Source organism: Chloroflexota bacterium, from assembly GCA_009840355.1.
Lineage (GTDB): Bacteria > Chloroflexota > Dehalococcoidia > Lucifugimonadales > JADFKI01 > Bin90.
The window spans coordinates 1-21,519 of record VXNZ01000013.1; the positions used below are offsets into that span (position 1 = coordinate 1).

Genomic DNA, 21,519 nt, shown 5'->3' on the forward strand with positions numbered 1-21,519 from the left:
ACGCAATGGCATTCGCCACCTGTGGCCCCAACGACCCCGACCCCGAAGACGAGCAAGACAAACTCGACGGCAATCTGACCCGCTACAACCTCGTAGGGGCGACCGGCCGGTCGTCCCACACCGCAGCAGCCCAAGTCCCCACTCCCAGGCTAACCGTCCCCATCAACAACCGCAGCCCCTAAAAGCCCGGTATTCTCACTATGCAGTGGTTTTCAGTTCGTCATTCCTGAGAAGCATGTCCCTGCGAAGGCAGGGAGCAGGAATCCAGTGGCGCAATATCGCAAAACCACCTGAACGGAAACGCCATCTACCGCAACCGCACGCACGCCACACGCCATGCCCACCCGCGCGCGCAACTCCGCACGCAGTCTCATATCCTCGCCGATTCCATGCTAATATACGCACGCGATATATCAGTAACATGGAGGGTAACTAGATATGAGCAATAAGGTTAAGGCTGTCATAGCTGGGGCGAAGGGCGAAGCGGTTTCGCTGCAGACGATCATTGTGCCGGACCCCGGACCGGGCGAGGTGCTGGTTCGCGTGCTGGCGTGCGGGGTGTGCCATACGGACTTACACTATCGCGAAGGCGCGATTACGGACGAGTTCCCATTCATGCTGGGGCACGAAGCGGCGGGCATAGTGCAGAAGGTGGGTGATAGCGTAACGAATGTGGAAGCCGGCGATTTCGTGATAATCGCGTGGCGCGCGCCGTGCGGCAACTGCCGCTCATGTCTGCGCGGTCGCCCGTGGTACTGCTTCGACAGCGCCAACGCACGGCAGCCGATGACGCTGGAAGACGGCACCGTTTTGTCGCCCGCGCTCGGCATCGGCGCGTTCGCAGAGCTGACGCTGGTCGCCGCGGGACAGGCGGTCAAGGTGAACTCCGACGCGTCGGCGGCTGCGGCAGGGCTGGTTGGCTGCGGCATAATGGCGGGGCTTGGTGCGGCGGTGAACACGGGCGGCGTGTCACGCGGCGATTCGGTCGCGGTGTTCGGCTGCGGCGGCGTCGGCGATGCGGCTATCGCAGGCGCGCAGCTGGCTGGAGCACACACCATCATCGGTGTGGACATAGACGACCGCAAGCTGGAATGGGCAAAGGAATTCGGCGCCACGCACACCGTCAACGCGGCGCAGACGGACGCAGTCGAAGCAATTCGGAACATGACGGGCGGCAACGGCGTGGATGTGGCGATCGAAGCGGTAGGCAATCCGCTAACCTACGAGCAGGCATTCTACGCGCGCGACCACGCGGGAACCGTGGTGATGGTCGGCGTTCCTGATCCGCAGATGAAGATTGAGCTGCCGATGATTGAGATATTCGGCAGGGGCGGCTCACTCAAGTCGTCGTGGTACGGCGATTGTCTGCCCACGCGCGACTTTCCGATGTTCATCGACCTGTATATGCAGGGGCGGCTCGACCTAGACATGTTCGTGTCCGAGACCATCGCGCTCGACGATGTGGAAGAGGCGTTCCACAAGATGGAGCGCGGCGAAGTGCTGCGCTCGGTGGTCGTCCTGTAATCACGGAGTTATGCTAGACTTTGAAGAGGTCATCAACGCGGATTTCGAGTGCAGCGAAGAGAAGAACGATTGGCTGAAGCGCACGCGCAGGCTTTCGTTTGAGGGTGCGGTGCGCCATATCCGGCAGCGTGAGATTCTGGATGCCGACGACCATCCGAATCAAGAGCGGTATCCCGGGCAAGTCATGATAGTAGTGAATATCGAGAATTACGCTCATTTGGTTCCGGCGGTAAAGACAGGCTCAGGCTACTTTCTGAAAACAGTTATTCCCAGTCGAAAGGCTACACGCGACTACCTCAGGTAGCGAAGGGGGAACAATGGACAAGATAGAGCGAAAAGAGATTCTCTTTCCGGGAGATCCCGGTTTTGAGTATTTCGACGACGAAGAGCGTGAGTTGATAGAGTCATACGAGCGCGGCGAGTGGCAGCACATTGAAAATCAGGAAGCGGCGAAAGCATACTTCCAGAAAATCGCAGAGCGCACTTTGGAACGCCTAGAGCGCGAGAAAAATGCGGAAAAACCCGCGCAGGACGCCGCCGACTAAGCATACTCCGCAATGTCGCCGAACAGGGTTTTGAGCCGCGTACTGTCTTCTTTAGGCAGGCGCGGCTCTTGTAGCGCCGCGATGTTCGCGTCCAAGTGCGCCATGCTGGATGTGCCGGTGATTACGCTGGCGATCGCCGGATGCTCTGCGGCGAACTTGTACGCGGCGCTGACCACGGAATCGACATCGCCGCGAACCAGCCAGCCTAGCGGGTCGCTCGCGGGCACGCTGTCATGCGCGATGTATCCCACAATCTTCCACTCTGCAATTAGCTGCTCAAGCAGCGCGGGCACGGGCAGTTTGATGCGCACGGACGCCATGTTTAGCACGCCAATGTCATGTTCCATCGCCAAGGGCAGTGCTTCCTTCGCGGCAATCTGGTTCAGGATGCCGTACTTGAGCATCACAACATCCCAGAAGTAAGGATCGGTCCGCATTGCCACGGGCAGGACTTCCTGCGCCGGATCGACGATGTAACGCGTGCTGAATCCCTTGAAGCGCACCTTGCCTTGCTCGCAAAGGCGTTCCAGAGTTTGCGCGAACCGCTCCATCACGCTGTCGTACTCGGCGGCGAGTATGCCGTGAATCATCATCACATCCACATAATCGGTGTTGAGCCGTGTCAGGCTGCGCTCGACCGATTCGGCGAACGCGGCGGCATCCCTGCCCACGCCTCCACCGCTGTGGTACGACCACTTCGTAACGAGATGATACGAGTCGCGTGGCACGCCTTGCAGCGCCTCGCCGAGAATAATCTCGCTTTCGCCATAGCCCTCGTGCGTGTCGAACAGATTGACGACAAGTTCAAGGCAGCGTCGCACAAGCGCGGTCTGCTGCCGCTGCTCCAAGCCCTTACGCTGCCCAAACTGGCTTGGCCCGCCCGTGCCAAAGCTCGCCAACGACACTTTCAACCCAGTCTTGCCTAATGTTCGGTACTTCATACGGCTCTCCTTGAAATATACCCTCGCGGAAGGTTCTCAAAGCCCCTTCCTCATTGACGAAGAATGCTAGGTATGATGGGGACTTAACCCTACATCAACACCATCATCACGCATCCAATTCCCGTATCTGCTTGGCGAATATGTAGAATGCAGCGGCTAGAATTGTCGCGATGATGCCCATTGCCAAGAGCGCCATGGACACCGATGTGAGTCTGGCGAACCAGCCTATGGCGAAGCTGGATATAATGACGCCACCCATGCTGTAGCGCTGTAGGCTGGTTACGCGACTCCTCATATCATCCGACACCAGCAGCTGCATCAGAGTGCCGTTGGTCGTGCGAAATGCGGTCTGCGTGCTGGCGAAGAGCATTATCAACAGGAATGCCAGAGGCAAGATTATGGCATACGAGAATAGCAGTATGAATATGGAGCTGCCCAGTGCGCACCACAGCACGATATTGCCTTTCTTGAAGACGAAGCCGAACGATGCGATGAAAAGCGCCATCAGCAGCCCTCCCAGGCCGTTGATAGCGAGGAAGTAGCCGCCGACATCCGCGCCGCGCCGCAGAATTTCGTCCGTGAAGACGGGCAGCAAGAACATCACCGGCTGTAGTATCGTGTTCGGGATGAAGCCCAGCATCGTCAGGTAGAGCAGCACGCGCTTGTCTTTCCAGACATAGGTGAACCCGCCAATCAGGTCCGACAGGAACGATGTGTTCGTCCTTGCCCGCCTTGCCTGCGCGTATGGTGTCTTGATGGGCAGGAAGACAAGTATCGTGCCGAGGTACAGCAGCGATTCGAGCGTGAAATTCCAGAAGAAACCAAGCGTGGTGATGAGTATGCCACCGATGAACGGTCCTATCATGCGCGTGCCGGGTATTGTCAGCACATTCGTGGCGAAGGCGTGCGCCATAGCGTGTCGCGGCACGGTGTTCGCAACCAGCGCCATGCGGCTGTTCTGGCTGATGGATACGCATACACCGCTCACGAATACATAAATATACGCGTGCCAGACCGTTACGAGCTGCTGCCCGACCATAACGGCGAACAGGAACGAGAACGCCGCCATGAACGCCTGTATGCCGATGACCAGCTTGCGCCTGTCCATGCGGTCGCCCAGCGTACCGGCTATTGGCGCCATTATTAGGCCGGGCAGCAGGCTCATTCCGCCCACCGTTACCACGAACAGCGTTGACGTCGATGAACCGGATGTCAGCCCGCGCACCAGCCAGCCGACGGTCAGCAGCTGCAGCCACTGCGCATTGTTCGCGAAGAAGTTGCCAATCCACAGGTAGCGGTAGTCCGTGTATGCGAACGAGTCGAATGTCCGCATGCGCGGAATCCGCACGCTGAATCGTGGTTTCGGGCGCGCTCTGAGCGTGGACGGCTGCTCTGTTGTGGTATCCTGCGTGCTCATGCGACTATGCGTCCAGCTCGCGAATCTGGTCGCCGAAGACCCAGAATAGCAGCCCAACGACCAAGCCGATGATGCCCATCGCCGTGAGCGCGATCGATACCGATGTTATCTCCGCGAACCAGCCGACGACCAGGCTGAATATGACCACACCTCCCATGCTGTAGCGTTGCAGGCTCATTACGCGGCTTCGCATTTCGTCGGGCGCAATCAGCGTTTGGAGGGTTACGGTCGCGGTTCTGAACGCAGTCTGGCTTGGCGCGAACAGCATTATCAGCAGCATCGCAAGCGGCAGCAGTGCAGCATACGCGAACAGCAAGATGAACACCGAACTGACCATGGCAGCAACGAGAATTATCTTGCCCTTGGGGAATATGAATCCGAACGATGCGATGAAGAACGCCATCAGCAGCCCGCCCAAGCCGTTGATGGCGACAAGGTATCCGCCAACATCCGCGCCGCTGCGCAGCACCTCGCTGGTGAACACTGGCAGTAGGAACATTACCGGCTCTAGTATCGTGTTCGGCACGAATCCGATTATCGTGATGTACAGCAACACGCGCTTGTCCCGCCAGACATAGACGAAGCCCGCGACCAAGTCCGCGATGAATGAGACATCTTTCGGCGCGGTTCTGCGCTCGACATACGGCGTTTTCATCGGCATATACGCAATCACCGTACCAAGATATAGCAGCGATTCGAGCGTGAAGTTCCAGAAGAAACCCAGCGTTGTGATGAGTATGCCGCCGATGAATGGTCCTATCATGCGCGTGCCGGGTATCGTCAGCACATTCGTGGCGAAAGCGTTGGCCATAGATGCGCGCGGCACCGTGTTGGCGATGAGCGCCATGCGGTTCGTCTGCGTTATGGACAGACAAATGCCGCCGAGGAACACGTACATATACACATGGTAGTGCGATACTAGCTGCTGCCCGACGAGCACCGCGAACAGGAATGAGAACATCGCCATGAAGCTCTGAATGCCGATAATCAGCTTGCGCCTGTCCATACGGTCGCCGAGGGTGCCGGCGATGGGCGCCATTATCAAGCCGGGCAGCATAGCCATGCCGCCGACCGTTACGACCAAGAATGTCGAATACGGCGAGTTCTCTGTGAGACTGCGGACAAGCCAGCCAGCCGTGAGCATTTGCAGCCACAGCGCGTTGTTAGAGCAGAAGTCTCCAACCCATAGCAAGCGGAAGTTCGGATACGCCCGCAGCGAGTCGAGCGTCTGCATTCTGGGTATGCGTATCCGCCGAGACGACCTGCCATCGGGCGATCCGCGAGCAACGGACGCGGATCCGGATGATCTCATACTGCCCACTGCTTGATGGCTGCCGGGTCGAGCTCAAGCCCCAAGCCCGGCTTGTCCGGATAAGGCGCCCACATGCCGTCTTTCTGCTGCGGAAACTCGGTGTACCACACACGGTCGCCTTCTAGTCCGGTGTTCATATACTCGACGACCTTGAGGTTCGGCGTGGCGCAGGCGAGATGCAGGTGAACCAGCTGCACTGCATGCGGCGCGACCGGCAGGTTGAACGCGTGCGCGACATGCGCGACCTTCATCCACTCAGTAACGCCACCAACCCTGCCGACATCCGGCTGCACAATGTCCGCGCCACCCGACGCGATAAGTTCGCGGAAGCCGTGCTTCGTGTACTCGTGCTCGCCGGTTGCTACCGGAATGTTGATCGCGTGGCTGACTTCCGCAAGCCCTTGCACATCGTCCGCAATCAGCGGTTCTTCAAACCAGCCGACCTGATACTGTTCGAACTCGCGCGCCATGTAAATCGCCTGCTTGGGGTAGTAGCCGTTATTGGCGTCGATATATATGGCGACATCGTCACCGAGCGCCCCGCGAACCGCCGCAAGCCGCTGAATGTCCTCGCGCTCGGACTGCCCGAAGTCCTTGCCAACCTTCATCTTCACGCGCGGAATGCCCTGTTCGGCGTAGCCCACCATCTCCGCTATCAGTTCCTGCTCGCTGAAGTTCGTCCAGCCGCCGCTGCCGTATATCGGCACGGACTCGCGATACGGTCCCAGCAGCTTGAACAGCGGCACGCCTAGCGCCTTCGCCTTCAAGTCCCACAAGCCAATGTCGATGGCGGATATAGCGCAGAACGCGACGCCCTTGCGCCCGTATCCGCGCACCTGCCAGAACATCTCGTTCCATAGCTGCTCGATGTTGAATGGGTCCTTGCCAAGCAGCAGATTGCGCAAAGCCAGTACAACCTGCCGCACGCCCGGCGACGACTGCCCGATGCCCAGTCCCTCTACGCCTTCGTCCGTGCGAATGTGTACGAAGAGCTGCCCGCGACCACCTGCGCCCGGCGGTGGCATGGGAATTGTGGCATCCTGGATCGGATTAGTGTGCGGATAATTGAGCTGCGTGGTGGTAATGTCAACGATCTGCATCTGCGGCAATGCTCCAGCGTGCAAGGAAGTACGAACAACATCACAGAGTATATCACCATTGACCGCAGGCTATCAGCACGCCTACCTTGTCGACCTGTCGCCTGCCAAATGGGATGGTTGCCGGAAGGTATTCCCATCTGCCGCGCTATGCCGCACTTGACCATACACGCCCCGTAGTCTGATAATGGCAAGGACACTTTGCATAAGATAATGGCGTCAATGGGCAGACCGAAAGGCGCCGTTCGAAAGGAGCGAACAATGGCAGATATAGGATTCATCGGACTGGGGATTATGGGCAGGCCGATGGTGCGAAACCTGATGAAAGCGGGTAACACCGTAACGGTGTACGACATCGTCGGCACTGCCATCGAAGAGATGGCAACCGAGGGCGCTATTCCTGCGTCGTCTTCGAGTGAAGTTGCGGAGAAGAACTCGCTAATTATCACGATGGTCCCCGACTCGGCGGACTCCGAAGCGGCGATACTCGGCGCGAACGGCGTGCTAGAGGGAGCGGCGTCCGGCTCGGTCGTCATCGACATGAGCTCGATCGCGCCTGCATCCTCGCAGAAGATAGCGGCGGGCTGCGAGGCGCAGGGCGTGGATTTCCTTGATGCGCCGGTCAGCGGCGGCGAACCGGGTGCAATTTCCGGCACGCTCGCCATTATGGTCGGCGGCAAGAAGGATGTGTATGACAAGTATGTGGATGTGTTCGCGCCGATGGGCAACGCCACATTCTGCGGCGACTACGGTGCGGGCAACACGACAAAGCTGGCGAACCAGATTATCGTCGCCATCAACATCGCTGCCGTCGGCGAGGCGCTGGTGCTGTCGAAGAAGGCGGGCCTTGACCCGAATGTCGTATTTGAGGCAATCAGGGGCGGACTCGCGGGCAGCACGGTGCTGAACGCCAAAGCGCCGATGATGATCGAGGGCAACTTCACGCCCGGATTCCGCATCAACCTGCACCAGAAAGACCTGAACAACGCCCTGCAGACGGCGCGCGAGCTTAGCGTGCCGCTGCCCTTCACCGCGCTGGCGCAGCAGATTATCGGCTCGCTGATGAACGAAGGCAAGGGCGCATCCGACCACTCCGCAATCGCCAACTTCATCGAAGACATGGCGCAGACAAAGATTAGCGGCTAGCGACCCGCACACTTCCGGCAGACGATTTCAACATCCCTTCCCCCGAAGGCTAAGGGGGAAGGGAAGGATGGGGGTGAAAGAGGCAATGGTCACCACTACCCGCCTGATGACATACGAAGACTACGCCAAGATGCCCGACGACGAGCGCTGGGAGCTGATTAACGGGGAGTTGATTGTGGTTCCAGGGGCTAATTTCGACCATCAAAGGAATCAGGCGAAGCTAGGGAGGTGGATGTTGCCGTTCGTGGATGAGCGCAATCTTGGCGTCGTCTTGTTCTCCCCGTTTGATGTGAAGCTGTCAGACACCGATGTAGTGCAGCCCGATGTGATGTTCATATCAAAGGAACGGGAGCATATCATCACCGGAGCATATCTGGAAGGAGCTCCCGACCTAGTGGTCGAAATCCTATCTCCGTCAACATCGCGCCGCGACTGGAACGAAAAACGCGAACTCTACGCTCTGCACGGTGTCAAAGAATATTTGGTAATGGACCCGTCCAACAAGATTGTGTGGCGTTTGACACTGAAGGACGGTGCATTGGAAATCGAACAGACTTACTACGAAGGCGACACCGTAACATCGACCGTGCTTGAAGGATTCAGCATCGCGGTGGACGACATATTCTAGTATGAAAATCGTCATTCTTAACGGACCAAACCTGAACATGCTCGGCAGACGCGAGCAGGCGTATTATGGCGCCAAGACGCTGGCGGACATTGAAGAGCTGATTGCCGAGAAGGGACGCGCGCTTGAGGTAGATACGGAGTTCTACCAATCGAATCACGAAGGCGCGCTCGTGGACTATCTGCAGGCGCTGACGCCCGATGTCGAGGGCATTGTGGTCAACGCAGGCGCAATCACGCACTACGGGTTGTCGCTTCGGGACGCGCTGATAGACTCGCGTCTGCCGGTTGTCGAAGTGCATCTGTCCAACATCCACGCGCGCGAAGAGTTCCGCCGGCACTCGGTCATCGCCGACATCGCGCAGGGGCAAATCGCCGGGCTTGGCTGGCAGGGTTATATCTTCGCGCTCGAATTTCTCGCCGATAAACTTAAGCAATCCTGACAGGCGACATTCGCTTGACTTGTCCGGCTAAGGCGGCGTTCGTAGCGAAGACAGCGTGGTGACGGAGGGCGGCAAGTGTCGCGTCACCAGCCGCTCGCACAAACTCTAGCAATCCGGATACTGAATACAACTCGACCTCAACCCAAGGAGTCCGCACAATGACCGTCAACTACGGGGAACTGCGAAAGGGCATGGCAATCGAAATGGACGACGCGCCCTTCATCGTTCTCGAATACGAACAGCGCAAGATGCAGCAGCGCGCGCCGACCATGCGCATCAAGTTCCGCGAACTCACCACGGGCAGGCAGGTCGAGCGCTCCTTCTCCGGCTACGATGTCGCCTTCACCCTCGCCGATGTCGAGCGCCGCTCAGCGCAGTACATCTACGAAGACGACAATCTGTACTACTTCATGGACACAGACACATACGACCAATTCCCGCTCAGTTCGGAGCAGATAGCGGACGGATTGCAGTTTTTGGTGGAGCAAATCGAGGTCGATCTCGTGCTTTACCGTGACAATCCGGTCGCAATCGAACTGCCCATTACGGTCAATTTGGAAGTCGCCGAGACTGTGCCCGGAGTGCGTGGCGACACGGCGCAAGGCGGCACTAAGCCGGCGACGCTCCAGACGGGGCTTGTTGTGAATGTGCCGCTGTTCATCAACCAAGGCGAGCTAATCAGGGTGGACACTCGCACCGGACAATATCTGTCCCGCGCATAGTGAAATGGCAACCATATACACCGTCTCCCAAATATCGACGTACACCAAGCAGACGCTTGAGCGCGACTCCGTGCTTAGGGACTTATGGGTAAGCGGCGAGGTCACCAACCTTGCGCGCCCCGGTTCAGGCCATGCGTACTTCAGCGTGCGCGACGGAAACGCGACGATGGGATGTGTGATGTTCCGCAACTCACGCGGTATGCAACATTTGAAGAACGGCGCGGAAATCATAGTGCATGGGCGCGTTTCCATCTATGAGCAGCGCGGCGACCTGCAAATCATCGTGGACATCGCGCAGCCCGAAGGCGTGGGCGAACTTCAGCTGCAATTGGAGCAATTAAGACTGCAGTTGGAAGAGCAAGGATTGTTCGACGAGTCCCGTAAACGCGAATTGCCGCGCTTTCCTAAGAAGATAGCGGTCGTAACATCGCCCAGCGGAGCTGTGTGGCATGATATTCAGGATGTCGTTCGGCGGCGCTATCCGCTAGTCGAACTTGCGATTGCGCCGGCCCCGGTTCAAGGCACGGACGCGGCGCCGGCGATTGCGGAGGCAATTGAGGCAGCGGGCAGCGAACCGGGCGTCGATGTAATCATCGTGGCGCGCGGTGGTGGTTCACTCGAAGACCTGTGGGCGTTCAACGAAGAGGCGGTAGCGCGGGCGATATACGCCTGTCCCGTGCCGGTCGTCAGCTCGATTGGGCACGAAACCGACCATACAATCGCCGATGATGTGGCGGACTTGAGCGCGCCTACGCCGTCCTCGGCTGCCGAGCGTGTTGTCCCCGACAGAGCGGAGCTGATTGCTTTCGCAGTGGGCGCGGCACAGAGCATAGACGCAGCAATATCGCGCCAACTCGCGGCGGGGATAGACCGCACGCAACAACTCGACCGGCGCCTGCAAAACGCCATGCCGGACTTGGACACGATGCGAATGAGGATAGACGACCGCCTGTCTGCCGCGCATCGCATACTTACGCACACAATCACGTTAAACGCTGAGCGCACAAGTGGGCTGAAACTCCGATTGGACACGCTGAACCCCTATGACACGCTGCGGCGCGGTTACGCCATCGTGCAGCGGCGCGACGACGGCAGCGTAGTTAGCGCGGGGGCACAGGTCAAAGCGGGCGACGCTCTGGATATTACGCTTGACGACGGCAAAATAGAAGCCGAAGTAACGACCGCCAGGAGCGATAATGAGCGAAGTTAACGCCAACGAACAGGATAAGCGGGACCAATCACTTGGCGAACTGACCTTCGAGCAGGCGCAGAAACGCCTAGACGAGACGGTGCAGAAGCTGGAGTCCGGCGGGCTGCCCTTAGAAGAAGCCACGCGCCTGTACGAAGAGGGCATCACGCTCGCGAAGACTTGCAACGAAGCGCTGACTTCCGCGGAACTGCGCATCTCACGCATTCGTACCGAACACGGTGAGCAGATGCGTTTCATCGGCGAAGAGTCGGCGACATACGAGGCGTAGTTTTGCTGAGAATGCTAGGGAAGGGCGCGCGCACCGTGCGAGACCGCCTAAAGTCGCAGGGCGTGCGCACGACCGCGCTCTGGGCATACGCGCGCGGCATTCCGAAGGTCACCGGCGTGCCGATGCTCGAATACAGCCGCGTTACCGAATCGCTGTATGTCGGACCACAGCACCGCGAGAACGGAAAGCACGCCCTGGAGCAGGCGGGGATCACGCACATCGTCAACATGCGCGCGGAGTTCGATGATGCAGAGCATGGCTTGACGCTAGGCGTCAACGGCGCGACGCGATACTGCCATCTGCCGACCATCGACGACGACCCGATTTCGGCAGCGCACATTCGCGAGGGCATCGCATTCATCGAACGCGCATTAGCGGAAGGCGGCAAAGTCTATATTCACTGCACGGCAGGCGTCGGGCGCGCGCCAAGCATGGCGGCGGCGTGCCTGATTTCCAAAGGATGCAGCGTGGACGAAGCACTAGGCCGCATTCGCGCCGTGCGCCCGTTCATTAAGCCAACGCCCGCGCAAATACGCGCACTGGCAGAGTTCGAGCACGAGACGAATGGCAACGGCAGCATGAACCGCCGCCGCCAGTAGGGGCACAGGGGAGCAAATCCCTGCCGTGCCTGTTACTCGTCGTCCGAGCGCACCCAGATAAACTGACCGACTTGGTAGCCCACTACCACATCCTCGTCCATGCATTCGAACGCGATTATGCCAGTGGATGTGTTGATTTCCCTGACCACGATTTGGTTGCCCGGGATCACCTGATTTTGAACCAGATGCTTCAGCAGAACTTCGTCGTCCACCGGGATTTTGTCAATCTGCAATCTGTTGCCGAGTGGCGCTTCATTCAAGCGGAAAGACGGGCCGGGCTGCACATAGTCGGTGCCGGGGATCGGGTATCCGAACGGTGAGGTCGTAGGATTGCCGAGCTTTTCCATTATTCGCTCTTCGAGATACTCGGAGATGGCGTGCTCCAGCAGGTGCGCCTCGACGTGCGCCCGGTGCAACTCGACGTCCAGCATATCCACGACCATGCGCTCAGCCAGGCGGTGCCGCCGCACAATCTCCTCGGCGCTGCGCTGACCTTTCTTCGTAAGCGACAACTGCTTCTTACCATCAACCGCGAGCAATCCTTCCCTCTCTAGGCGACGAATCATGCCGCCGACGGTTGGCAATGATGTGCCTAGCCCTTCGCCTTCTGGCAGCATTTTCAGGTGCTCGGCAAGCTGCGTTAAAGTAACAACTGTGTCCTCTTCATTCAGCCGATATATGGACAGCAAGTAGTTCTCCGCCGTCATAGATAGGCGCTGCCGAGATGGTGATACCGTATCGATTTTAGAGTTGGTTTTAGTATTAGTTCTAGCCATAGTACTAAGTCAATCTCCACACTAATCTATCGTCAGTCTATCATCTAGCAATTAGACAAGTCAACGATGGCAAAGGTATCATCCCTTGCAGAGTTATCATCAAAGTAATAGCCATGCAACATTCACATCCATCGTTGTACATGCTCATTAATCGTGCTTTAAGTACGCTGTTGCTATGTACATACATGGTCAATAGCTACTCATAGGAATGTGGCCTAATACTATCTTTATTGTCTTGCTATACTTATACATATTGTATGTCTATACAAAATTATGGCAACCGACTCTGACAGATTCCCGACATCAGCGTCTGCCAAAAGAAGAGAGCCACGCCGCCTTAGATACCGGCGGCATGGCTCTCGTGATATTGTTGCGTGCGCGGGCTTATGGCGGTGCGCACTAAATTGTTGATCGTTTGCGGTTTGTGGCGGCACGGACCGCCTGCTTTTCGGCTATGCGGCGTCGCTTCTAGAGCCCATCCGGCCGTCCAGAATCAGCAGACCGCTGCCGTCGCCGTCGATAATCTTGAGATGATCGACAATCTCTTCCGCCGTCTTTTCCTCTTCCACCTGCTCGTTGATGAGCTCATGCAGCATTACCTGCGCCGCGTAGTCGCTCTCCTCAATGGCGATCTGATACATGCGGTTGATGAGCGCGGTAACTTTGCGCTCATGATTAAGCGTGCGCTGCATCACATCCAGCGGGCTCTCAAAGTCTGTCGGTGGCTGCGCGATAGCCTGCAGCGTGGCGCGTCCGCCCCTGTCGTGCACATAGTCGAAGAACCGCATCGCATGCGAATTCTCCTCCTCGTTCTGCAGACGCATCCAGTGCGCGAAGCCCGGCAGGTTCTCGTCCTCAAAGTACGCCGCCATAGACAGGTACAGATACGCCGACTCCAATTCCGCGTTAATCTGGTCGTTGAAAGAATCTTCTAGAGTTGTACTCAGCTTCAATTTAGTCCTCCTATATGGGCATTCTTGCCATGCTATTTTGGCGCTTACAAGCACCATTTCTGTCAGCCGTGCATCAATAATTACATCATTTGTGAGGCTAGTCCAGATTGAATATCAAAATAATTTCGCCTACAGCATCGGGCAACTGCATGCATGACATGTAGCATTGGCTTGGACATACACACGCTATTGGCTTGTGCATATTCATACCATTGGTTTGAACATAATCTACTGTTCGGTTATATGGTTCGCTTTGCTCCTAATGGACATACTACTTACTTAATATAGATTAATCACTCGAAGTACTACAGATTACGAACATAAGACGGCTGCACACAAACTGGGTATGATGGAATAGGGAGGTCAAGCGGTAGTACAATAAATACACGCAGATTTTGTGCTGCGTGCGCAATACCTATATGATATGAAGCGGCAGGCATCAAATGGCGCGGTTGACGCGACGAAGTCAGCACACGATAAGGACTTCTTAGGAAGGAGAGAAGCTACATGACTACAGACATGATTGACAGCAGCGATGTGGCGGTACCGGACACACCAACTTCGGTGTACGACGCCATCTACAGCAGGCGGACGACCCACGATATGACCGACAAGGAAGTGCCGCGCGAGGTGCTGGAGCGCCTGCTGGACACGGCTATCTGGGCTCCGAACCATCGGCTGACAAATCCATGGCGCTTCTTCGTGCTGGGAAAAGGCAGCGCCGCGCGCGAAAGAGTCGCCGAGCTGGCGTGGCAGGTTGCGTACAATAAGGTCACCAACCCGAATCCGGAGCAGAAGCAGCGGTCGGCGGACGACAGCAAGCGCCGCGTGCTGGACGCGCCCGCGCTGATTTACGCGTACAGCGTGCCCGGCGGGGACGACGAGACTACGCAGGAAAACTATGCCTCCGTGTGCTGCGCCGTGCAAAACATGGCGCTCGCCGCGGTCGCCGAAGGTCTGGTGGTTGATTGGAGCACAGGGTCGGTCACGAAGCACCCGCAACTCGCCGAAGCATTCGGCGCAGGCGACGACTGGGAGATGGTTGGCGCGCTGTTCATCGGCGAGCCGGCGAACGAGCCGGCATCAAGACGCAGCGCAACGCAAAGTATCACATCGTGGCTGGACTAGCGGCAGACGCGAACTTGAATGAGGTGGTACCCCTGCCCGGACTCGAACCGGGGCACACGGTTTAGGAAACCGTTGCTCTATCCTCCTGAGCTACAGGGGCACATACACAATTGTACACCCGCCGGCGCCCGCTTGTCAGGCATTGGCGGGGAAATTACACCATTTGACTGATGTGGTAACCTTGTCTGCGTTATTCTCACAGGTCATAGTCCCATAAGTCATTGCATCGAGGTGCGCATATATGAAAATTACCAATGTCAAGGTAGAGATGTTCAACTGGAAGTCCGAGCCTTGGAAGACCAACGCGCGGACTCACTTCGGCGATACGCGGCAGCTGGGGATCGTAACCGTTGAGACGGACGAAGGCATCAGCGGCAACGCATTCCTAGGCTCGTCCAGCGTCGGCGCAAACCACTATGCTCCCGCACTTATCGAGTTCCTGAAGCCGATGCTCTTGGGACGCAATCCGCAGGACATTGGCGCAATATGGTGGGACATGTGGAAGCGCAACCGCTCCGTGTCCACGAACGCTATCGGCGCTATCGATATCTGCCTGTGGGACATCAACGGCAAGATTGCCGGTCAGCCTATCCATAGGATGCTTGGCACTTGCAAAGAGTCCGTGCCCGTGTATTCATCCACCGCTTGGTGGGAGACGACCGACGAGTATGTCGAAGAGGCGCTGCGATTCAAAGCGGACGGCTGGACCGCGCACAAGATTCACCCGCACGGCAACCCACAGTTCGACATCGAAATCTGCAAGGAAGTTCGCAAAGCGGTCGGCGACGAGATGAAGTTGATGCTCGACTCCATGTGGATGTACCAATATGAGGACGCGATGCGCGTCGGCCGCGCCATCGAAGACCTGAACTTCTACTGGTACGAAGACCCGCTGGTGGAAGAGGACATTTACAACTATGTCAAGCTGCACCAGAAACTGGACATCCCCATCATGTCCACCGAGTACGCGCCGGGTAGGTACTACGGCATGACGCAGTGGATTACGCAGTACGCGACGGACATACTGCGCGGCGATGTCGCGGTTACCGGCGGCATCACTCCGATGATTCGCCTGTGCCACCTCGCCGAAGGCTTCAATATGAAATGCGAAGTGCACCACGGCGGCAACTCGCTGAACAATGTGGCGAACCTACACATCACAATGGCCGTGCCAAACTGTGAGTTCTTCGAGTTCTTCCCCTGCACAGGTGCGAACATGTACGGCTTGGTCGAAGACATCGACATGTCCGGCGGCGTGGTGCACGCGCCAAACGAGCCGGGTCTGGGCTACCAGATTGACTGGGATCTGGTCAAGCGCGAATACACCGCGACACTCGACTAGCGACACCCTACTTTACATCAATCGATGGACAGGATTAGCAGGATTATTATCCTGTTTGTCCTGTCCATTGTGCTTGTACCCACTATATTCAAGTTGGAATTGACATTTACTATACAATAAGTGGTATAGTGCATCTATCGGAATGACTATCCACTCGTGAGGATGTTGACTAATGCTGTCATTTGCCAATTGGGCGCGCTTTGCTCTCCCCCTAACGCTGCTTCTCGTCGTGGCGGCTGTCGCCTGCTCGAACGAGCCGGTCGAGGTCGTCAAGACTGTCGAAGTCATCAAAGAAGTAGAAGTGCCAGTCGAAGTGGAGAAGATCGTCGAGAAGGAAGTGGAAGTGCCCAAGGAGGTCGAGGTAGAGAAGATAATCGAAGTGGAGAAGATTGTCGAAGTCATGACGGAGCCGGAACCATCCGACGACGATGATTCTACCGCAGGACCACCCATCTACCAGATGGGCTTGTTCTCCGAGCCGATTACCAGAAATTACTGGAACTTCTACGGCGGACCGGGTGGTTCGGTGTGGACGGGTTATGTGCTGGCAGGCAATACTGCATCGCTCTACGGCTACTCCGACCAGCGCTTTGACTGGGTGCCGGTCGTCGCATCCGACTTCCCGACCGAGCTTACCAAAGAAACGGTGAACGGCACTGAACTTTGGACTGCCGAAGTGCCGCTGAAAGAAGGCATCCAGTGGAGCGACGGCGAGCCGATGACGGCGGACGATTTCGTCTTCACAGTGAACACCGTGCTCGACATGCAGCTCGGCGCGGACTGGGGAAGCGCCGTTGATCGCGCATTTGTCGAAGGCGTGGAGAAGATCGACGACCATCGCGTCAAGGTATTGTTCAAGGCGATGGACGACGAAGGCAATCCACAGACACCAGGCTTGAGCGTATGGCAGTTCGGGCTGGGCTTTATGCCGATAATGCCGGAACATTACTGGAGTCCGGTTATTGAAGATGTGAAGGCACTGGACAATGTGCAGCAGAGCATCGAAGCGCTGTTCGCCTATGTGCCGGACGGCGAGCCTACTGCCGGCGGATTCGTATTTAGCAAGTGGGAACCAGGCGCATTCTTCGAGAACGATGCCGACGTCAACTATAGCTGGAAAGGGGCTGTAGTCACCGAGTATGCCAACGGCGCGTACTCCGAGACTATCCCGAATATCGGCTACGAAGCGTCATTCTACGGCGAGCCTGGAGGAGATAAGACACTTGAATACGAAATCGGTCCGCATGTGGACACCGCTCTGTTCAGCATATACGGCAACCAGGACGCGGCGATTCTCGCGCTGACCAACGGCGACATTGACTACCTGTTCAACCCGCTCGGCGTGGAAAAGGGCTTTCAGGATCGCATCCGCGCGGCTGATGACCTGTCTATCGTCACCAACGCGGACAATGGCATGTTCTACATGGGCTTCAACACGCGCAAGGAGCCGATGAGCTACAAGGGCTTCCGTCAGGCGATAGCGACCATCATCGACAAGGAGTTCGTATCACAGACCGTGCTGCAAGACTCCACCATTCCGATGTACTCAGTCGTGCCGGAGGGCAACGCGTTCTGGCACAACGCCGATGTGCCGCAGTTGGGCAAGGGAATGACCCGCACCGAGCGCTTGGAAAAGGCAGTCGCGCTGCTGAAAGAAGCCGGATTCACCTACGAACAAGAGCCACAGATGAGCGAAGACGGCAATTTCGTCGAAGTGCAGGCGCAAGGGCTGCGAATGCCGGACGGTTCGGAAATGCAGCCAATCGAAATTATTGCGCCAAGCCCGGGCTATGACCCGCTGCGCGCGACATTCGCGATATGGATAGAGCGCTGGCTGAACGACCTCGGCATACCGGCGCGCGCCAATCTCGTCGGCTTCAATGTGCTGGTGGCTGAGCTATTCAGCGACACCGTGCAGGAAGACTTGGACATCTGGATTCTGGGCTGGGGTCTGTCGCTGTTCCCAGACTATGTGGAGAGCTTCTTTCACTCTCGCCACGCACCGGAGAACGAAGAGGGCGGCCACAACTGGGGCGGTTATGCCAATCCGGAATTCGACGACTTGTCGTTCTCGCTGCTGTCCGAGACTAGCGTCGATGAGGCACGCGACAAGATGTTCCGCATTCAGGAAATGCTCGCGGACGACCTGCCGTACATACCGCTGTTCACGATACCCAAGCTGGACACATACCGTCCATCTAGGGTCGAGTATCCGTACACAACGGTGTTTGGTGGGCTGACCGGCTTGGGCGGATTGCAGACGGCGGCGCTGATAAAGTAAAGCAGCCAACACATGGCAAAGTACATACTGAAAAGGCTGGCGCAGATACTGCTGACGCTATTCGTCTTCCTGTCCATCGTGTTCTTCATCGTGAATGCGCAGCCGGGCGATGTGAGCAACACATACGCGCTCAACCCTGACCTGCCGCCCGAGACACGCGAGGAATTGCGAGAACTGTTCGGTGTCAACGAACCGCTATGGAAGCAGTATCTGCGGCATGTGAGCAACACGCTGACCGGCAACTTCGGCGTGTCGTTCAGCCACTACCCGCGCAGCGTGTCCGATGTCATCGCTGAACGGCTGCCGCGCACACTGGTGCTGTTCATCACCGCATCCGTGATTTCGTTCTATTTGGGCTTCGGGCTAGGCAAGATAATCGCTTGGCGTAGGGGAACATGGACAGAGTACGCGTCCACGATAAGCGGCGTTACGCTTTACACCGTGTTTACGCCGTGGTTCGGGCTTATGATGATATGGCTGTTCGCATTCAAGGCGGGCTGGTTCCCCATAGGCAAGTTTCTCGATCCCGTCTTATGGCGGGACTCGCCGATTGACGCGAACACGGTGTTCAACCGCATGATAATCACCGCCATCGTGCTGTCCATCGTGGTGTTTCTGGCCTTCCTGTTCACCACGCAGCGACGCGTGCGAAATGCGCGGCTGATACAGGTTGGCGCAATCGCCGTCGCGACAGCCGCCATCGCGGGCGTGTGGATGGCGAGCGGCGTGAGCCACCTCGCGTTCGACATCGTGAAGCACATGGCGCTGCCCGTAATCACGCTGACGCTCATCAGCTTCGCCGGCACGATGCTGCTGACGCGCAATAGCATGCTTGAGACGATGCGCGAAGACTATGTGCTGGCGGCGCGCGCCAAGGGCTTGCCAGAAAATCAGGTGCGAGACAAGCATGTGGCACGGAATGCGCTGCTGCCGGTCGTTACCAGCTTCGTATTCAGCCTTGCGTTCGCCATAGACGGCGGCGTCATCATCGAATCTATATTTTCCTGGCCCGGCATGGGACAGACGCTGGTCGCCGCCGCCGTGTCCGAAGATTTGCCGCTTGCCGTTGGCGCGTTCGTGTTCGTGGGCATATTCGTGCTGGTGGCGCATCTCGCCGCGGACATTCTATATGTATATCTCGACCCCAGAATCAGGTATTAGCAGCCGTGCAGAACACACCGCACACCAGTGACGCCCCGGCATACACGGACTCTGTGTGGAAGGCGCGCGTCATCTTGGCAACGCGCACCGTCCGGCAAAATTGGTCTATCTTCATTGGGACGCGGGTCGGCTTGATAGGCATTGTCATCATCGCATTCTACGCACTGCTCGCGCTGTCCCACCCACTTCTGATGAACACCGTCTGGGAGCCGAGCGTGTACGACCCGGTTGTCGGCTATTCGTTCGACGAAGTGCGACAACCCGCGCCGCCTAGCCGGACGCACCTGCTCGGCACGGATCCTCTCGGCAGGGACATACTGAGCCAGCTGATGTTCAGCGCGCGCGCGGAGTTTCTGCTCGGCTTGCTCGCCGCCATAGTTACCGTGACCATAGGCACGACCGTGGGCGCGGTGGCGGCGTACTTTGGCGGCGTCGTGGATATGCTGCTGATGCGGCTCGCGGACATAATGATAATGATGCCCGGCATCAGTGTGCTTATCGTGCTGAGCGCGCTGATTGGCGTTGAACACTTCGAGCTTGCGCTGATTATCGGCATACTTTCCGGCTTCGGCGGCACGGGCGTTGTGCTGAAATCGCAGGCGCTGTCCATCGTCGTCAAGCCGTACATCGACGCGGCGCGAATCGCGGGCGGGGGGCCATTCCACATTATCTTCGTGCATATTGTGCCGAACCTGCTGCCGCTGTCGTTCCTGTACATGATGTTCACCGTAACCGGCGCGATATTTTCCGAGGCGATACTCAGTTTCCTAGGCTTGCTGGATGTGCGAATGAGCTGGGGCTTGATGATTCACACGACCGAATCGGCGGGCTACCTGCTGCAAGTAACCGAATACTGGTGGCTGATATTCCCCGCGAGCCTTTCGATTACGCTGCTATGCTCGTCGTTCTATCTCGTCGGGCGCTCGCTTGACGAAGTGGTCAACCCAAGGTTAAGGCGCACATGACGCAGACAGCGAATCAGCCGCACAACGACAATAGCGACGACCGCAACACCGGCAGCCGCGCGCTCTTGCAAGTGGAAGACTTGACCATGAGCTACTACACGCGGCAGGGAGAAGTGCGAGCTGTGGACGGCGTGTCGTTCTCGGTAGAACGCGGGCAGGGGTTCGGGCTCGTCGGAGAATCGGGCTGCGGCAAGTCGTCCATCGCGCTCAGCCTGCTGAAGATACTGCCGGAGAGCGCCCGAATATCGGCAGGCAGCATAGTGCTAGACGGACTTGACCTTGTGCCGCTGTCCGAAGACGAAATGCGCGAATACCGATGGGCGCGCGTGTCGATGGTCTTTCAGGCGGCGATGAACTCACTCGATCCCGTGTACCGCGTCGGCGAACAGATAATCGAGGCGCTGGAGTATCATGTCGAATCCGCGCCTGCCGCGTCCGTAGAGCGCGTGCGCGAACTGTACGACCTAGTAAACCTCGACACGGCATTCATCCCGCGATACCCGCACGAATACAGCGGCGGCATGAAGCAGCGCGCGATAATCGCGATGGCGCTCGCCTGCGAACCGGACTTAATCATCGCCGATGAGCCGACGACGGCGCTCGATGTCATCGTGCAAGACCGTATCCTGCGCGAGATGAAGAACGTGCAGCGCGAGTTGGATATGGGGATGATTTACATATCGCACGACATGGCGGTGATCGCCGAAGTGAGTGATGTGGTCGGGGTGATGTACGCGGGCAAGATAGTGGAGTTCGGCAGCGTATCCGAAATCTTCAACACGCCTATCCACCCATACACGCGCGCGCTGATGTCGGCATTCCCCAGCGTAACCGGCGAAAAGCGCGAACTGGCAACGCTCAGCGGCGAGCCGCCAAACCTGCTCGATCCGCCGTCCGGCTGCCGCTTTCACCCGCGCTGCCTATACGCAACCGAAGAGTGTGCAACGACTGCGCCGCCGCTAGTGCAAGTGGACGAGCACTGGGCATACTGCTGGAATCCGCCGGGAGATTAGCGACCTGCAAGCAAACGCAGACAGTCCATTACGGCGACAAGCATTGCATCAG

22 protein-coding genes and 1 tRNA gene are annotated in these 21,519 nt (G+C 57.7%); 16 read left to right on the forward strand and 7 right to left on the reverse strand.

Annotated features, from left to right (window positions below; genetic code table 11):
• Nucleotides 1-438: 438 nt before the first annotated feature.
• From F4X57_03355 to F4X57_03365, 3 genes are read left to right on the forward strand one after another with little or no spacing between them, the layout of a single operon-like run.
• A complete protein-coding gene (locus F4X57_03355; protein MYC06204.1) occupies nt 439-1,524 on the forward strand; it encodes an S-(hydroxymethyl)mycothiol dehydrogenase in 1,086 nt (361 codons plus the stop codon).
• Nucleotides 1,525-1,534: 10 nt separating this feature from the next.
• Complete coding sequence (locus F4X57_03360) at nt 1,535-1,828, forward strand: toxin (protein MYC06205.1); 294 nt, start codon at nt 1,535-1,537, stop codon at nt 1,826-1,828.
• A 13-nt stretch (nt 1,829-1,841) separates the two neighbouring features.
• Nucleotides 1,842-2,069 (forward strand): hypothetical protein, encoded by a 228-nt coding sequence (locus tag F4X57_03365; protein MYC06206.1) that lies wholly within the window; start codon nt 1,842-1,844, stop codon nt 2,067-2,069.
• Here F4X57_03365 and F4X57_03370 read toward each other — a convergent pair.
• The 4 genes from F4X57_03370 to F4X57_03385 all read right to left on the reverse strand — a co-directional run bounded on the left by F4X57_03370 (nt 2,066) and on the right by F4X57_03385 (nt 6,839).
• A complete protein-coding gene (locus F4X57_03370; protein ID MYC06207.1) occupies nt 2,066-3,010 on the reverse strand; it encodes an aldo/keto reductase in 945 nt (314 codons plus the stop codon). The genes F4X57_03365 and F4X57_03370 overlap by 4 nt on opposite strands.
• Nucleotides 3,011-3,116: 106 nt before the next feature.
• On the reverse strand, nt 3,117-4,427 hold the full coding sequence (locus F4X57_03375; GenBank protein MYC06208.1) for an MFS transporter: 1,311 nt from the start codon (nt 4,425-4,427) through the stop codon (nt 3,117-3,119).
• 4 nt (nt 4,428-4,431) lie between these two features.
• Nucleotides 4,432-5,739 (reverse strand): MFS transporter, encoded by a 1,308-nt coding sequence (locus F4X57_03380; GenBank protein ID MYC06209.1) that lies wholly within the window; start codon nt 5,737-5,739, stop codon nt 4,432-4,434.
• Nucleotides 5,736-6,839 (reverse strand): mandelate racemase/muconate lactonizing enzyme family protein, encoded by a 1,104-nt coding sequence (locus F4X57_03385; protein MYC06210.1) that lies wholly within the window; start codon nt 6,837-6,839, stop codon nt 5,736-5,738. The genes F4X57_03380 and F4X57_03385 overlap by 4 nt, the downstream gene beginning before the upstream one ends.
• 258 nt (nt 6,840-7,097) lie before the next feature.
• Between F4X57_03385 and F4X57_03390 the strand changes: the two genes are divergently transcribed.
• From F4X57_03390 to F4X57_03420, 7 genes are all read left to right on the forward strand, one after another.
• Nucleotides 7,098-7,982: a 2-hydroxy-3-oxopropionate reductase gene (locus tag F4X57_03390; GenBank protein MYC06211.1), complete on the forward strand. Its 885-nt coding sequence runs from the start codon at nt 7,098-7,100 to the stop codon at nt 7,980-7,982.
• A gap of 67 nt (nt 7,983-8,049) precedes the next feature.
• Nucleotides 8,050-8,610, forward strand: coding sequence for a Uma2 family endonuclease (locus F4X57_03395; GenBank protein MYC06212.1), 561 nt, complete (start codon nt 8,050-8,052; stop codon nt 8,608-8,610).
• Nucleotide 8,611: 1 nt separating this feature from the next.
• Entirely contained in the window at nt 8,612-9,049 is a 438-nt protein-coding gene (gene aroQ / locus F4X57_03400; GenBank protein MYC06213.1) for a type II 3-dehydroquinate dehydratase, read from the forward strand.
• A 158-nt stretch (nt 9,050-9,207) separates the two neighbouring features.
• Entirely contained in the window at nt 9,208-9,771 is a 564-nt protein-coding gene (efp, locus tag F4X57_03405) for an elongation factor P (protein MYC06214.1), read from the forward strand.
• A gap of 4 nt (nt 9,772-9,775) precedes the next feature.
• Entirely contained in the window at nt 9,776-10,981 is a 1,206-nt protein-coding gene (gene xseA, locus F4X57_03410) for an exodeoxyribonuclease VII large subunit (protein MYC06215.1), read from the forward strand.
• Complete coding sequence (xseB, locus tag F4X57_03415; protein ID MYC06216.1) at nt 10,968-11,249, forward strand: exodeoxyribonuclease VII small subunit; 282 nt, start codon at nt 10,968-10,970, stop codon at nt 11,247-11,249. Before xseA ends, xseB begins: the two co-directional genes overlap by 14 nt.
• Nucleotides 11,250-11,260: 11 nt before the next feature.
• Nucleotides 11,261-11,848, forward strand: coding sequence for a dual specificity protein phosphatase family protein (locus F4X57_03420; GenBank protein ID MYC06217.1), 588 nt, complete (start codon nt 11,261-11,263; stop codon nt 11,846-11,848).
• Between the two features lie 32 nt (nt 11,849-11,880).
• On the opposite strand, the gene F4X57_03425 is transcribed toward F4X57_03420, so the two are convergent.
• Nucleotides 11,881-12,624, reverse strand: a complete 744-nt coding sequence (locus tag F4X57_03425) for a metal-dependent transcriptional regulator (protein ID MYC06218.1) — start codon at nt 12,622-12,624, stop codon at nt 11,881-11,883.
• 452 nt (nt 12,625-13,076) lie between these two features.
• Nucleotides 13,077-13,634, reverse strand: a complete 558-nt coding sequence (locus tag F4X57_03430; GenBank protein MYC06219.1) for a ferritin — start codon at nt 13,632-13,634, stop codon at nt 13,077-13,079.
• Nucleotides 13,635-14,084: 450 nt separating this feature from the next.
• On the opposite strand from F4X57_03430, the gene F4X57_03435 reads away from it, so the two are divergent.
• Nucleotides 14,085-14,705 carry a nitroreductase gene (locus tag F4X57_03435; GenBank protein MYC06220.1) on the forward strand — a complete coding sequence of 207 codons (621 nt, stop codon included), beginning with the start codon at nt 14,085-14,087 and terminating at the stop codon, nt 14,703-14,705.
• Between the two features lie 24 nt (nt 14,706-14,729).
• Here the strand turns inward: F4X57_03435 and F4X57_03440 are convergent.
• Nucleotides 14,730-14,805: transfer RNA gene (locus tag F4X57_03440), tRNA-Arg, on the reverse strand.
• Nucleotides 14,806-14,946: 141 nt separating this feature from the next.
• Between F4X57_03440 and F4X57_03445 the strand changes: the two genes are divergently transcribed.
• The 5 genes from F4X57_03445 (at nt 14,947) to F4X57_03465 (ending at nt 21,467) form a co-directional block, all read left to right on the forward strand.
• Nucleotides 14,947-16,047, forward strand: coding sequence for a mandelate racemase (locus tag F4X57_03445; protein MYC06221.1), 1,101 nt, complete (start codon nt 14,947-14,949; stop codon nt 16,045-16,047).
• Between the two features lie 172 nt (nt 16,048-16,219).
• The gene (locus tag F4X57_03450) at nt 16,220-18,328 is read left to right on the forward strand and encodes an ABC transporter substrate-binding protein (protein MYC06222.1); all 2,109 of its coding nucleotides are present in this window, start codon (nt 16,220-16,222) and stop codon (nt 18,326-18,328) included.
• Nucleotides 18,329-18,340: 12 nt separating this feature from the next.
• On the forward strand, nt 18,341-19,489 hold the full coding sequence (locus F4X57_03455) for an ABC transporter permease (protein MYC06223.1): 1,149 nt from the start codon (nt 18,341-18,343) through the stop codon (nt 19,487-19,489).
• A 191-nt stretch (nt 19,490-19,680) separates the two neighbouring features.
• Nucleotides 19,681-20,454, forward strand: coding sequence for an ABC transporter permease (locus tag F4X57_03460; GenBank protein ID MYC06224.1), 774 nt, complete (start codon nt 19,681-19,683; stop codon nt 20,452-20,454).
• A complete protein-coding gene (locus F4X57_03465) occupies nt 20,451-21,467 on the forward strand; it encodes an ABC transporter ATP-binding protein (protein MYC06225.1) in 1,017 nt (338 codons plus the stop codon). The genes F4X57_03460 and F4X57_03465 overlap by 4 nt, the downstream gene beginning before the upstream one ends.
• Nucleotides 21,468-21,519: the final 52 nt, after the last annotated feature.